Genomic DNA, 12,995 nt, shown 5'->3' on the forward strand with positions numbered 1-12,995 from the left:
TCAGAGGATTTCCATCAGTTCGTCATAGATTGCACGGGCCAGTTCGGATCGCTGGCTTTGCGGTCGCTCGACAAAGACAACCTTGCGCATCAGCGGTGGAGATCCGAAGGGGGTGCTCCACAGCTTGCTGGCACTGTCCTTCAGGCGGCTCTGGCGCGGTACAATCCCGGCACCCAGTCCGGCGGCCGCCATCTGGATGACCGAGACCGTGGAATCCAGTTCCATTGCATCGCGGGTGACAATTCCCCGGCGCTTCAGTTCAGCATCGGTCAGCTGGCCGACACCGGATGCCCGGTTGAGGCTGAGGAAGGGCAGCTTCTCCAGCAGTTCGAGGTCCCCCTTACCTTTATGGCGGGCGGCGGCGATCACCATCATTGGTTCCGAGATGACGGCAACATATTCAAGGTCCGGATTACGGATCGCCGGATCGGTGACGATGGCTGCATCCAGTTCGCGACGGGCGACACGCTGGGAAAGCGTGCCGGAATCTGATTCCTCAATCCGGACCCGGACAGCGGGGTGGGTGCGCCGCAGGTTACGCAACACCCGTGGCAGCACATTCGAGGTGATGCCGCTGATGCAGCCCAGCGCCAGTGTCCCGGCAAGCTCGTTGGCAGACCGCGCCTGATCCTTGAAAACCTGAACCGTGGCCAGCGCATCGCGGGCGAAGGGGATGAGGTGGCGGCCATGGGCGCTGAGCTGCGGCGGTCGCCGGCTGCGGTCGAACAGGGAGGCGCCGATCTCTTCTTCCAGACTGCGCATTTGCAGGCTGACTGCGGCGGGGGTCAGGAAAACACGCTGGGCGGCATCGGCAAAACTGTCTGCCTCTGCAACGGCGACGAAGGTACGCAACTGGTTCAGATTCATAGATTAAAAAATCCTTGTTCTGACTCTAAGAATATCTCGTTTGATTTAATTTATCAACGGGATCACAGTCCCGCTCATCGAAACCCAAACGAAAGGAGCACTCCCATGGATACGTTCCTCTTTGCGATCAGCTTTACGGCTGCAGCTCTTCTGATCAACGGGGCCTTTTTCCCCGGGATGATCGGCTGACGCAGCTGACCACCCCGATGCGGCGCGCTGCCTCTCCCCCCTTCAGGGCGCGCGCCGCCGGGGATAATTACATCTGACCCGGCGCATGTTGCGGCGGGTGTTCCGTCAAAAGGATTACTCTGATGGATGTGTTTTATTTCGCTGTCAGCTTTACCAGCGCAGCTCTTCTGATCAACGGCATCGTTTTCCCAGGGCTGGTTGGCTGATCAAGCCGGTCACTCGACCCCGCGCCATGTCGTCTCCCCCCTGACAGGGCATGGCGCGGGTTATTTTTCTGCCAGACAGCATATCTAACCGGCGTGAGCCTTGCTGATCATCATTGATTAGCGGGTTGGTAATGGTACGGTCCCCGACTGCGATTTTCAGGGACCGAACCTTGTCTGATCTGCCATCTAAAATCACCGCCACTATTGATTTCGGTCTGCCGGGACGGCAGCACGGTTATCTCAATATTCCGCATTCAAGCAATGAGTCTGCCTGGGGTGCGATCCGGATGCCGGTGACCTGTATCGCCAACGGCGAAGGGCCGACCCTGCTGTTCACCGGGGCCAATCACGGTGATGAGTATGAAGGGCCGGTGTCTCTGGTCAAACTGGCGCGTGAACTGGACCCGGCGACCATACAGGGGCGGGTCATCATCCTGCCCTTTCTCAATTATCCGGCCTTTCTTGCTGCCAGCCGCTGTTCACCGATAGATGGTGCGAATATGAACCGGGTTTTCCCGGGGCGGCGGGATGGCACAATCACTGAAATGATCGCGGATTATGTCACCCGCAACCTGTTGCCGCTGGCTGACTGTGTCTGCGATATCCATTCCGGCGGAAAAACCCTGAAGTTCATGCCGTTCATTGGCATTCACTATCTTGATGATCCGGCGCTGATGCTTCGGTCCCGTGCGGCGATGGCGGCTTTTGGTGCGCCTGTGGCACTGGAATCCATTGAGGTCGATTCGGCTGGCATGATGGATGGCGTGGTTGAAGGGCTGGGCAAGATCTTCATGTATACGGAGTTGGGCGGCGGTGGCACGGTGACGACTGAAACCGTGTCGATTGCCGAACGCGGCATTCGTAACCTGTTGCGCCATTTCGAGATTCTGGATGAGCCGCTGGAGGCTACACCGACAGTCGAAATGGAAATGCCGGACGAACGCAGTTTCCTGATCTCTGACCATGCGGGGCTGTTTGAACCGGTTGCCGATCTTGGGGATGCGGTGATGGAAGGTGATGTGGTCTGCCGGATTTACCGGATTGAAGCGCCACAGGAAGCCCCGGCGGAATACCGCGCGGCACGGGATGGCACGGTGATCGGGCGGAATCATAAGGGGCTCGTCGCGCATGGTGATTTTCTGGCAGGTATTGCCATCGACCGTGCATCCCATCCGGATGAAGATATCACCCTGTGATGACCGATCCTGCGGTGACGACAGAACATGCAACCTGTATTGCACTTGGTGACCGCGGGATTTTGCTCCGCGGCAAACCGGGCAGCGGGAAGTCTGATCTGGCTTTGCGCCTGATTGATGGTGGGGCAACCCTTGTCTCGGATGACCAGACCATTCTGGAACGGCGTGGTGAACGCGTTCTCTGTGCACCGCCCGGAACCATTGCCGGCAAGCTTGAAGTCCGTGGTCTGGGTATTATCAGTATGGAGCACCGGACAGCATCACTGGGACTTGTGGTTGACCTTGTCGGCCCCGACGAAATTGAACGTCTTCCGGAGATTGGTCATGTGACCTATCTGGGGCTGGAGTTTCCGCTGTTGCCGATGAACCCGTTTGAGGCGTCAGCGGCGGCAAAACTGCGCATTGCAGTATCGAGGTTGTTGAGATGACGGATCAGAAATCCCGCCGCATTGTCATTGTCACCGGCATGTCCGGTGCCGGGAAAAGCTCGGCTCTGAAAGTGCTGGAGGACCTGGGGTATGAAGCGGTCGATAATCTCCCGCTGTCACTGTTACCGGCTCTGATTGGCGGGGCGGCCGCAGATCAGCAGGTTGCTGTCGGCGTCGATATCCGGACCCGCGAATTTGCTGCCGATGCCTTTGCCGGCATGCTGGATGAACTGGGACAACTGGCTGGTGAAGCGCCGCATCTGCTGTATCTGGATTGTGAAACGGACGCATTGATGCGCCGGTTCACGGAGACCCGGCGACGCCATCCGCTGGCCGATGACCGGCCGGTCAGTGTCGGGATCGATCTGGAACGCCAGCGCCTGGCCCCGGTCCGCGAACGGGCAGATACGGTAATTGATACCTCGACCATGATTGTCAGTGATTTCCGGAAAACCATGCAGCAGCGCTTCAGTCTGGCCGGAAAGCCTGCGATGCGGGTGTTTTTGCAGTCTTTTTCATACCGTAATGGCCTGCCGCGTGATGCTGATCTGGTGTTTGACGTGCGTTTCCTGCGTAATCCGCACTATGATCCGGTGTTGCGTCCCGGTACGGGGCAGGACCGGGCCGTTCAGGATTTTATCCGGACGGACCCCGGCTTTGATGATTTCTGGACGCGACTGACCGGGCTGCTGGAACTGCTGGCACCCCGGTTTGAGGAAGAGGGTAAGAGCTATCTGACGGTGGCTGTCGGCTGTACCGGTGGTCAGCATCGTTCCGTCTTTCTGGCGGAGGCGCTGGCCGGCTGGTTTGCCGAACGGGGTGTGACGGCTGAATTACGCCACAGAGAGCTGAATCAACAGGGAGGCAACAAATGATCGGCATGGTACTGGTTACCCATGGCCGGCTGGCGGAAGAGATGATCTCTGCGCTGGAACATGTGGTCGGCGCACAGGAGCAGGTGGCACCGGTCTGTATCGGGCCGGATGACGATATGGAAGAACGCCGCGCTGAAATCCTCGAACGGGTCAAGGCGACGGACAGTGGTGAGGGGGTTGTCATCCTGACCGACATGTTCGGCGGTACACCGTCCAATCTGGCGATTTCAGTGATCGACCGGGCGAAGGTCGAGGTGATTGCAGGCGTCAATCTGCCGATGCTGATCAAGCTGGCAAGTGTACGCACGGAACAGTCACTGGAGGATGCGGTGACCAGTGCACAGGAAGCCGGGCGCAAGTACATCAATGTGGCTTCCCGTCTTCTGAACGGTGACGCATGACGGTCGCTCCGCAGCATCTGACCATCTGCAATGAACGTGGTTTGCATGCCCGCGCGGCAGCGAAGTTCGTCAAGACGGCAGAGCAGTTTGAAGCCGAACTGGTCGTCTCGAAAGGCGATAACCAGGTATCTGGCCGTTCGATCATGGGGCTGATGATGCTGGCGGCCGCAAAAGGCTGTCAGATTGAAATCCGGGCAGAAGGCACAGAGGCGGAAGCGGCGATGGCGGCAATCCGTGAACTTGTTGAAAACGCGTTTGGCGAGGAATAGGCAGGCGAAGAGCCCGGAGGGTTCACCAGCCACTGATTATGGAATTAGCAGAACACAGAATTGACGGCGTCGGGGTTTCCCCCGGAATTGCCATTGGTACCGTCTGGATCAGCCATGCCGAGATGCTGCAGGCACCGGACCGGGCGATCCAGCCAACCGAGACAGATGCGGAATTACAACGTTTTCGTGACGCTGTTGAAACCGGTTTGCGGCAATTGCGCACGCTGCGTCGGAAAGCCGCTCAGTTGCCGGGTGATGCTGCCGAGGAAGCCGGACTGTTGCTGGATGTCTATGCCCGGATGCTGCAGGGATCGCGGCTGGTCCGCGGTGTTGAGCATCGCATCACCAGTGACCTGCGTAATGCGGAAGGGGCGGTGCAGTCGGAAATCCGCGAGATAACGGCTGAATTCCGGGCGATGGGGGATGCCTATCTGGCGGCCCGTGGCGATGATATTCTGGAAGTGGGCAGCCGTCTGATCCGCAATCTGACCAAGGATACGGGCATCGGGATCGAAGCGGCCCCTGACGGATCCGTTATCCTTGCCGAGGAAATGTCCCCGGCTGATACCGCCCTGCTGAATCCAGCCCGTATCCGGGGATTTGCCGCCGTACTTGGCGGGGCTGAAGGTCATACCGCCATTCTGGCCCGTTCGCTGGGACTGCCGGCCGTGCTGGGTGCGCCGGAGTTGCTGACCGCCGGTCGCAATGGCGAGACGGTGATTATCGACGGCCGTCGCGGGCGGGTTATTCTGCGCCCGACCGCCGACACGCTTCGCCGTTATACCCAGTTGCGCGAAGACCTGATCCGCCAGAACCGGACACTGGAACGGCTGCGTGATGTTGAACCGAGAACATCGGACGGCCATCGCATCGGCATCATGGCGAATGTCGAGTTGCCCGGTGAAATGGCCGGTGTTCTGGCTGCGGGGGCGGAAGGTATTGGCCTGTTACGCAGTGAATTTCTGTTCATGAACCGACCGGGCATGCCGGATGAAGATGAACAATATGAACAACTGGCGGGTATCGTTAAGGCCATGAAAGGCCACCCCGTCACCATCCGCACGCTGGATGCGGGGGGTGAAAAACTGTCCTCGGCATTGGGTGATGCCTATCTGCCGGGTCAGAACCCGGCGCTCGGGATGCGCGCTATTCGTCTGCAACTGGCCAACCCGGCCTTGTTGGAAACCCAGCTCGCGGCAATTTTACGGGCGTCTGTGCATGGACCGGTTCGGATCTTGCTGCCGATGGTGACATCTGCGCGGGAAATCCGGCGGGTGCATGAGATCATGAAGAAGGTCGTCACCCGGCTGAAACGCCGGAAGGTTGCCCTGCCTGACCCTCTGCCGCCGCTGGGGGTCATGATTGAGGTGCCGGGTGCGGCGCTGGCGGCGGATTCGCTGGCCGGATTTGTTGATTTCTTCGCCATCGGATCGAATGACCTGACGCAATATACACTGGCGATTGACCGCACGGACGAGCAGGTCGCGCATCTCTATGATCCCTGTCATCCTGCTGTGTTGCGGCTGATTCAGTTCACCACGGAAGCCGCCCTGCGCAGCAAGATACCGGTTTCAATCTGCGGAGAGCTGGCAGGGGACATCCGCTTTACACCGTTGCTGCTGGGGCTGGGCCTGCGTGATCTGTCGATGTCTGCACAATCCATTCCCCGGGTGAAACAGCGTATCCTCAATCTCGATCTTCACGCCGCCACCCGGCATGCCCAGACCATCATGGAACAGAGCGATCAGGGGCGGATTGCGTCGCTGCTGGATGATTTCAACGAGGGCTCCTGTTAGCTCTTTTCGCCGCTTCGCTTCAACTTTCTGTCGTCGGCGGAACAAATCTCTCCTTGATAAACATATAAACATTCCTTTATATCCTGTCGAAGAGACACAGGACACCTGAACGGCTGGCGGCATGAACCCGTCAGCTTTGACTTTATTTTGATGATGGAGCGTTCCCCTCATGAGTTTTACCGATTACAAGATCGCAGATATTTCCCTGGCCGACTGGGGCCGTAAGGAAATCGCTATCGCCGAAACCGAAATGCCGGGCCTGATGGCGCTGCGTGAGGAATTCGGCAAAGCAAAGCCGCTGGCTGGTGCCCGCATCGCCGGTTGTCTGCATATGACGATTCAGACAGCCGTGCTGATCGAAACCCTGATCGACCTCGGCGCCACCGTGCGCTGGTCGTCCTGCAACATCTTCTCGACGCAGGATCAGGCAGCCGCTGCCATCGCCGCGAAGAATATCCCGGTTTTCGCCTGGAAGGGTGAGACCGAAGAGGAAGCTGAATGGTGCATCGAGCAGACCATTCAGGGCCCGGATGGCTGGACACCGAACATGATCCTCGATGATGGCGGTGATCTGACCATCATGATGCATGAAAAGTTTCCGGAACTTCTGAAAGACGTGAAGGGTCTGTCAGAAGAAACCACCACCGGCGTTCATCGCCTGGTCGAGATGGAAAAGAAGGGCACGCTTGCGGTTCCTGCCATCAATGTGAACGACAGTGTCACCAAGTCGAAATTCGATAACAAGTATGGCTGCCGCGAGAGTCTGGTTGATGCCATCCGTCGTGGTACCGACGTCATGCTGGCGGGCAAGGTTGCCTGTGTCGCCGGTTTTGGCGATGTGGGTAAGGGTTCAGCCGAATCGCTCCGCAACGGTGGTTGCCGCGTGATGGTGACAGAAGCCGACCCGATCTGCGCCCTGCAGGCGGCAATGGAAGGTTTTGAAGTTGTCACGATGGAAGACGCTGCGAAGCGTGCCGATATCTTCGTCACCGCGACGGGCAATATCGACGTCATCACCATCGATCACATGCGTGACATGAAGGACCGGGCAATTGTCTGCAATATCGGTCACTTCGATTCTGAAATTCAGATCGGCGCGCTGCGTAATCACAAATGGGACAACATCAAGCCGCAGGTCGACGAAGTCGAATTTCCGGATGGCAAGCGGATCATCGTGCTGGCTGAAGGCCGCCTGGTGAATCTCGGCTGTGCCACTGGCCATCCGAGCTTCGTGATGAGCGCCTCCTTCACCAATCAGGTGCTGGCACAGATCGAACTCTGGCAGAACCATGCGAATTACGAACGCAAGGTTTACGTCCTGCCGAAGCATCTCGATGAAAAGGTTGCGGCTCTGCACCTCGAAAAACTCGGTGCCGTGCTGACCCAGCTGAATGCTGATCAGGCTGCCTATATCGGTGTGGAACAGCAGGGCCCGTTCAAGCCCGACGCCTACCGCTACTGATCGGTTCTCCGTTCACAGAAAGCCGTCGCTCCGGATTGTCCGGGGCGGCGGTTTTTTTGTGGCCGGAGAATAGGTGGTTTTCTTTATCCTTCGAGACGCGGCTATGCCGCTCCTCAGGATGAGGCACCCTTCAATCTACATTCCTCATCCTGAGGAGGGACGAAGTCCCGTCTCGAAGGATGAAGATGAGTTCGGTGAATAAAGGCGGGAGGCTGGAACCCGGTCTCAGGGAACCAGTTTGTAGCCGCCGGGTTCGGTCACCAGAATTTTTGCGTTCGACGGATCACTCTCGATCTTCTGGCGCAGGCGATAGACATGGGTTTCCAGCGTATGGGTGGTGACCCCCGCATTATATCCCCAGACTTCGTTCAGCAGCACATCACGACCGATGACCTTGTCGCCGGCCCGGAACAGATATTTCAGGATGGCGGCTTCTTTTTCGGTCAGGCGGACCTTCTTGTTGGTGTCGCCAAGCAGCAGCAGCTTCTGCGCCGGCTGGAAGCTGTAGGGGCCAATCTGGAAAACGGCATCTTCGCTTTGCTCATGCTGGCGGATCTGTGCCCGCAGGCGGGCCAGCAGGACACCCATGCGAAACGGCTTGGTGATGTAGTCGTTGGCACCGGCATCCAGTCCCAGAATGGTGTCGGCATCCGTATCGGCCCCGGTCAGCATGATGATCGGGGATTTGACGCCGGCCTTGCGCATCAGTTTGCAGACATCCCGGCCATCCATATCCGGCAGGCCGACATCCAGCAGGATGATATCGTGATAGTCGGCTTTCGCTACTTCCATGGCACCGGCGGCGGTGTCGCAGACTTCAACCAGAAAGTCTTCATGCAGCCGCAGTTGCTCGGCGAGAGATTCCGTTAACGCCGGATCATCATCGACGACCAGTATCCGCTTGCCCGTGATCTGTCCTTGCACACTCATTCCGGAACTCCATTCGGCTTACCGACTACTATTTGTCTAGCCCCGGACAGACAGCACCGCAAGCCGCATCCTGCGACAAGGCGCTTGTGCATCACGGCGGAACCTCACATATCTGAACGATATCGTGATCGAATGAGTTCTTCCATGAATGCCGCCTGGTCTCTTGCTAGCCCCTATAGTCGTGTTAACCGTGCCATCGCCGAACTGCGCCGGGGTGCCATTGTCCTGGTGACCGGTGCTGACGGTAGCGCGGCCCTGGTGCAGGCAGCGGAATATGCGTCGGAAGAAAGCCTCGACAGTCTGCGGCACGTGGTTGGTCATGATCTGATGCTGGCGGTGACGGCCCGGCGCGCCGGTATTCTTGGCCTCTCGGATGCGGCGTCCGGATCGATTGCCCTGTCGCTGCCAAGGGGCTTTCCGGCACAGGCTGTGCGGGCCCTGGCTGATCCGGCGGCGGCTTTGCCCGGTGCGGTTGAGGCTCCGGCACGGGCGGCACCCGGGGATGAGGACAGCTACTGGAACGGCGCTGTGGCCCTGGCCCGTGCGGCGCGACTGTTGCCGGCGGCATTACTGGCCCCCGGCCCGGCGGGCAGCCTGGAAGGTGTTGCCAGTGACCGTGACCTGCTGCGCGTTTCGACCGCCGATGTCCGGGCGTTTCAGGCCACGGGGGGTGGGGAACTGACGGTGGTCGGTGATGCCGCGGTGCCACTCATCGATGCGGAGGAAACGCGTATTGTTGCCTTTCGCCCGGCGGATGGGGGCAAGGAACATCTCGCAATCGTGATCGGAGAGCCGCAGCTTAATGACCCGGTACTGATCAGATTGCACAGCGAATGCTTCACCGGTGACCTGCTCGGTAGTCTGCGCTGTGACTGCGGCGACCAGCTACGGGGGGCGATTGATGCCATTGCCAAGGAAGGGGCCGGCATTCTGCTGTATCTTGCGCAGGAAGGCCGGGGGATCGGCCTGATCAACAAGCTCAGGGCCTACGAGTTGCAGGACCGGGGAGCGGATACGGTCGAGGCGAACGAGATGCTGGGTTTTGACTCAGATGAACGAATTTACCGTCCGGCGGCTGAAATGTTGCGGTCCCTCGGGGTCCGTCAGGTACGGCTGATGACCAACAATCCGCTTAAGGTTGAAGCCCTGCAGGAGGCCGGCGTCACGGTCGCTGAACGGGTACCGCATATCTTCCCGTCAAATGACCACAACGCCTTCTATATCGACACCAAGACACGAAAGTCCGGCCATTTGTTCTGACCGGTCGCGGCGACAGTGCGGTGCGGGGTCAGTCGGGACGGCGATAACGGTTCTGCAGCGGATCGAAATCAGGAAATGACCGGCTGAAGAAGGCGACACGTTCCCGGGATTTTTCAATACGCCACTGTGGCCATTCATGGGCTGCTTCCGGGGCCATACCGGGTTCGACATCCGTGCCCTGAAACTGTCCGGCCAGATCAACGCTGCCATGATCGTTCTCGACGCTCAGCGCACTGTCTTCATCCAGCAGGGCAACACCCAGTTTGCGGCCCTCATAACCGCCGAAGAAATCTGTGCCGCGGATACCGATGGTTGCTGCCTGTGTCCGGAAGACCAGTTCCTTGTCCTGCATGTCGGCAATCCGTCCGCTGATCGCCCGGAAGGCGCCGCGCAGCAGGGAGATCACCGCGTTTCCCCGGTCTTCGGCAGGAACGAAAGCAAAATCAGCAACGGAGGCAATGGTCTGATCGCTGAGAATGATCCGGGTATCATCGGTCAAAACCAGTTCAAGGCGGGTTTCCGGTCCGGTGGAGAGCACTTCAGACAGGAAAATTTCGCTGCCCGGATCAAGAGTACGAACCAGGCCATTCTTTGATGCGGTTGCATCGCCTTCCAGCCGGGTGACAACGCCAATGGCGTCTTCAGCGAAGGCGGCAATCGGTGATAAGACAAGGGCAATAGCGGCAATGACAAAGCTGAAACGCATGACAATTCCTTGGTTGGAGAACCTGTCCGGTCGACAATGAACTGGCCCTGAAAGTGCCGGTTTGCGCCCGGCTTGGCAAGTATCCGTGGCCCGGGCGGTATCATCCTTCTCGACGACAGGCCTGCCAGCGTGCATCTTCCCCCTCCCGCCGCTTTTCAGGTCATCTGTCTTGGGTCTTCTGTTCGATATTATTTACGGCGTTTCGCTGCCTATCATGGTGATGATCGCGCTGGGCTGGTTTGCACAACGCTGGCTCAGTCTGGATTTGCCGACACTCGGCAGATTGCATCTCAACATCACCCTGCCCTGCTTCATCATCTTTCATCTTGCCACGACCGAGGCATCATTATCCTCGCTTGGTAATATTGCCTGGTTCACGATCGTGCAGTTCTTTGTGCTGTTTGGCCTTGGCTGGATGGCAGGGCGCTGGCTGAAGACGGAACATCGCCACATACCGGTCATCGCGATTGCCATCGCTTTCCCGAATACCGGGAATTACGGAATTCCGCTGATCGAACTGGCGTTCGGGCCTGCCTATATCGCACCGCAGGCGGTCATCATGACGCTGCATTCCATTCTGATCATGTCGGTTGGTGTTCTGGCGCTGACTGCCGGGGCGGGGGACTGGAAGGCATCGATGAAAGCGTCGATATCCAGCCCCGTTATTCCGGCGATCATCATCGGACTGGGGCTGAACGTTACCGATATCGTGTTGCCGACGCCGTTGCTGTTCCCGTTGCAGATGATGGCGGGTGCCTTTGCACCGCTGGCACTGCTGATTCTGGGGGCCAGTCTTGCCACGGCTGACCGTCAGGATGTCTGGCGGCTGGCACCGCCGGTGATGATCCTGCGGTTGCTGGTGGCCCCGATACTGACCTGGTTCGCCTGTCTGGCGATTGGCTTTGATCCGGTCATGACGGCTTTTCTTGTCGTCAATGCCTGCGGGCCGGTTGGCGTCATGCTGGTTATCGTCTGTTCGCAGCATGAGAACGGACGCAATGTCGCCGCGATGTCCGTATTCACGACGACATTGGTAGCACCATTCGTGGCAACGGTGGCGCTGTACCTGCTGCGGACCTGACCGTCAGGCCGGTTTTCGTTCCGGCAGAGGCGCGCGCCCGGCAGTGAGCGCCAGATACCCGATGATGGCCGAGATCACCGATCCGCCGAGGACGCCAAGACGTACCGGTGCCGCATAGGACGGATCACTGAAAGCCAGCCCGCCAATGAACAGGCTCATGGTGAAGCCAATCCCGCACAGTGCACTGACGCCATAGATCTGTCGCCAGTCCGCACCTTCCGGCAGTTTGGCCAGGCCGGTTTTGATGGACAGCCAGATTGATCCGAAGATGCCGATCTGCTTACCGATCACCAGACCGAGTGCAACGCCCAGCGTGACCGGGTGGGTGAGTACTTCGAGCCCCAGTCCGGCGAAGGATACACCCGCGTTACAGAAACCGAATACGGGCAACACCCCGTAGGCAACCCAGGGGTGGAGCATATGTTCGAGATAGCGGAGCGGCTCGTCGCCGTCTTTTTCCTTACCGCCACCGAGCGGGATGAACATGGCGAGGGTGACACCGGCCAGTGTTGCATGGACCCCGGATTTCAGCACTGCGACCCACAGAACAAGCCCGATCAGTATATAGGGAGTGAGCTGGCGGACGTTCATCCGGTTCAGAATGGCCAGCCCGATGATCGAGATCGCAGCAACCAGCAGCGACAGTAGAGACAGATCGGATGTATAGAACAGCGCAATGATGATAATCGCCCCGAGATCGTCAAAGATCGCGATGGCGGTCAGCAAGACTTTCAGCGACAGCGGTGCCCGCGATCCGACAAGCGCCAGAATGCCGAGGGCAAAGGCAATGTCTGTTGCGGCGGGGATGGCCCAGCCACTCAGTGCAACCGGGTCATCCCAGGCGATAAAGGCATAGATGCCCGCCGGCACCGCCATGCCGCCGATGGCTGCAATGGCCGGTAACATGGCCTGACTGCGGCTGGAAAGTTCGCCGTCGAGGAACTCGCGTTTTATTTCAAGACCGACAAGCAGGAAGAAGATCGCCATCAGGCCGTCATTGACGATCAGAAGGACATTTTTTTCAATCGCAAGCGGGCCGACGATGATGGAAAAGGGAGCCTGCAGAATGGCGTCGTAGATCGGGCCCAATCCGACATTGGCGATTACCAGCGCTACAGCTGATGCGGCAATCAGTACAATACCGCCGGATGCCTCCAGCTGAAAAAATTCCTCGGCACGTTTCAGCACCTTCTTGGCAATCACCATTCCCTTGTCCTTATCTGTGTTCTCCCGTCAGCTAGGTAATAAAATTATTTTATACATCAAGTAATTGGTTTGAATTTTATCGATGTTTTCCTGTTCTGGCCTGCATATGTGGCTGAACGGGAT

The 12,995-nt window shown here is 58.5% G+C and carries 13 protein-coding genes; 9 read left to right on the forward strand and 4 right to left on the reverse strand.

Annotated features, from left to right (window positions below):
- Positions 1 to 867 carry a LysR family transcriptional regulator gene (locus tag GH722_09190; GenBank protein ID MRG71945.1) on the reverse strand — a complete coding sequence of 289 codons (867 nt, stop codon included), beginning with the start codon at positions 865 to 867 and terminating at the stop codon, positions 1 to 3.
- Positions 868 to 1,393: 526 nt separating this feature from the next.
- On the opposite strand from GH722_09190, the gene doeB reads away from it, so the two are divergent.
- The 7 genes from doeB to GH722_09225 all read left to right on the forward strand — a co-directional run bounded on the left by doeB (position 1,394) and on the right by GH722_09225 (position 7,689).
- Positions 1,394 to 2,458 (forward strand): N-alpha-acetyl diaminobutyric acid deacetylase DoeB, encoded by a 1,065-nt coding sequence (gene doeB / locus GH722_09195; GenBank protein ID MRG71946.1) that lies wholly within the window; start codon positions 1,394 to 1,396, stop codon positions 2,456 to 2,458.
- A 14-nt stretch (positions 2,459 to 2,472) separates the two neighbouring features.
- On the forward strand, positions 2,473 to 2,886 hold the full coding sequence (locus GH722_09200) for a serine/threonine protein kinase (GenBank protein MRG71947.1): 414 nt from the start codon (positions 2,473 to 2,475) through the stop codon (positions 2,884 to 2,886).
- Positions 2,883 to 3,761, forward strand: coding sequence for an RNase adapter RapZ (gene rapZ, locus GH722_09205; protein MRG71948.1), 879 nt, complete (start codon positions 2,883 to 2,885; stop codon positions 3,759 to 3,761). The genes GH722_09200 and rapZ overlap by 4 nt, the downstream gene beginning before the upstream one ends.
- A complete protein-coding gene (locus GH722_09210; GenBank protein MRG71949.1) occupies positions 3,758 to 4,162 on the forward strand; it encodes a PTS fructose transporter subunit IIA in 405 nt (134 codons plus the stop codon). The genes rapZ and GH722_09210 overlap by 4 nt, the downstream gene beginning before the upstream one ends.
- The gene (locus GH722_09215) at positions 4,159 to 4,431 is read left to right on the forward strand and encodes an HPr family phosphocarrier protein (protein MRG71950.1); all 273 of its coding nucleotides are present in this window, start codon (positions 4,159 to 4,161) and stop codon (positions 4,429 to 4,431) included. Before GH722_09210 ends, GH722_09215 begins: the two co-directional genes overlap by 4 nt.
- A 38-nt stretch (positions 4,432 to 4,469) precedes the next feature.
- Positions 4,470 to 6,227 carry a phosphoenolpyruvate--protein phosphotransferase gene (gene ptsP, locus GH722_09220; protein ID MRG71951.1) on the forward strand — a complete coding sequence of 586 codons (1,758 nt, stop codon included), beginning with the start codon at positions 4,470 to 4,472 and terminating at the stop codon, positions 6,225 to 6,227.
- A gap of 169 nt (positions 6,228 to 6,396) precedes the next feature.
- Positions 6,397 to 7,689: an adenosylhomocysteinase gene (locus GH722_09225; GenBank protein MRG71952.1), complete on the forward strand. Its 1,293-nt coding sequence runs from the start codon at positions 6,397 to 6,399 to the stop codon at positions 7,687 to 7,689.
- A gap of 225 nt (positions 7,690 to 7,914) precedes the next feature.
- Here the strand turns inward: GH722_09225 and GH722_09230 are convergent, their stop codons facing one another.
- A complete protein-coding gene (locus GH722_09230; GenBank protein MRG71953.1) occupies positions 7,915 to 8,619 on the reverse strand; it encodes a response regulator in 705 nt (234 codons plus the stop codon).
- 132 nt (positions 8,620 to 8,751) lie between these two features.
- Here GH722_09230 and ribA point away from each other — a divergent pair, with 132 nt between their 5' ends.
- Complete coding sequence (gene ribA / locus GH722_09235) at positions 8,752 to 9,879, forward strand: GTP cyclohydrolase II (GenBank protein ID MRG71954.1); 1,128 nt, start codon at positions 8,752 to 8,754, stop codon at positions 9,877 to 9,879.
- A 28-nt stretch (positions 9,880 to 9,907) separates the two neighbouring features.
- Here ribA and GH722_09240 read toward each other — a convergent pair whose 3' ends face one another.
- Positions 9,908 to 10,720 (reverse strand): hypothetical protein, encoded by an 813-nt coding sequence (locus GH722_09240; GenBank protein ID MRG71955.1) that lies wholly within the window; start codon positions 10,718 to 10,720, stop codon positions 9,908 to 9,910.
- A 34-nt stretch (positions 10,721 to 10,754) separates the two neighbouring features.
- Between GH722_09240 and GH722_09245 the strand changes: the two genes are divergently transcribed.
- Positions 10,755 to 11,666: a hypothetical protein gene (locus GH722_09245; GenBank protein MRG71956.1), complete on the forward strand. Its 912-nt coding sequence runs from the start codon at positions 10,755 to 10,757 to the stop codon at positions 11,664 to 11,666.
- 3 nt (positions 11,667 to 11,669) lie between these two features.
- On the opposite strand, the gene nhaA is transcribed toward GH722_09245, so the two are convergent.
- Complete coding sequence (gene nhaA, locus GH722_09250) at positions 11,670 to 12,872, reverse strand: Na+/H+ antiporter NhaA (GenBank protein ID MRG71957.1); 1,203 nt, start codon at positions 12,870 to 12,872, stop codon at positions 11,670 to 11,672.
- Positions 12,873 to 12,995: the final 123 nt, after the last annotated feature.

This window comes from Alphaproteobacteria bacterium HT1-32 (genome assembly GCA_009649675.1).
Lineage (GTDB): Bacteria > Pseudomonadota > Alphaproteobacteria > Rhodospirillales > HT1-32 > HT1-32.

Bases quoted from the DNA above. Each gene is read 5' to 3' on its own strand.
- GH722_09190 (MRG71945.1), bottom strand. From the start codon at position 867: ATGAATCTGAACCAGTTGCGTACCTTCGTCGCCGTTGCAGAGGCAGAC.
- doeB (MRG71946.1), top strand. From the start codon at position 1,394: ATGGTACGGTCCCCGACTGCGATTTTCAGGGACCGAACCTTGTCTGAT.
- rapZ (MRG71948.1), top strand. From the start codon at position 2,883: ATGACGGATCAGAAATCCCGCCGCATTGTCATTGTCACCGGCATGTCC.
- GH722_09210 (MRG71949.1), top strand. From the start codon at position 3,758: ATGATCGGCATGGTACTGGTTACCCATGGCCGGCTGGCGGAAGAGATG.
- GH722_09215 (MRG71950.1), top strand. From the start codon at position 4,159: ATGACGGTCGCTCCGCAGCATCTGACCATCTGCAATGAACGTGGTTTG.
- ptsP (MRG71951.1), top strand. From the start codon at position 4,470: ATGGAATTAGCAGAACACAGAATTGACGGCGTCGGGGTTTCCCCCGGA.
- GH722_09225 (MRG71952.1), top strand. From the start codon at position 6,397: ATGAGTTTTACCGATTACAAGATCGCAGATATTTCCCTGGCCGACTGG.
- GH722_09230 (MRG71953.1), bottom strand. From the start codon at position 8,619: ATGAGTGTGCAAGGACAGATCACGGGCAAGCGGATACTGGTCGTCGAT.
- ribA (MRG71954.1), top strand. From the start codon at position 8,752: ATGAGTTCTTCCATGAATGCCGCCTGGTCTCTTGCTAGCCCCTATAGT.
- GH722_09240 (MRG71955.1), bottom strand. From the start codon at position 10,720: ATGCACGCTGGCAGGCCTGTCGTCGAGAAGGATGATACCGCCCGGGCC.
- nhaA (MRG71957.1), bottom strand. From the start codon at position 12,872: ATGGTGATTGCCAAGAAGGTGCTGAAACGTGCCGAGGAATTTTTTCAG.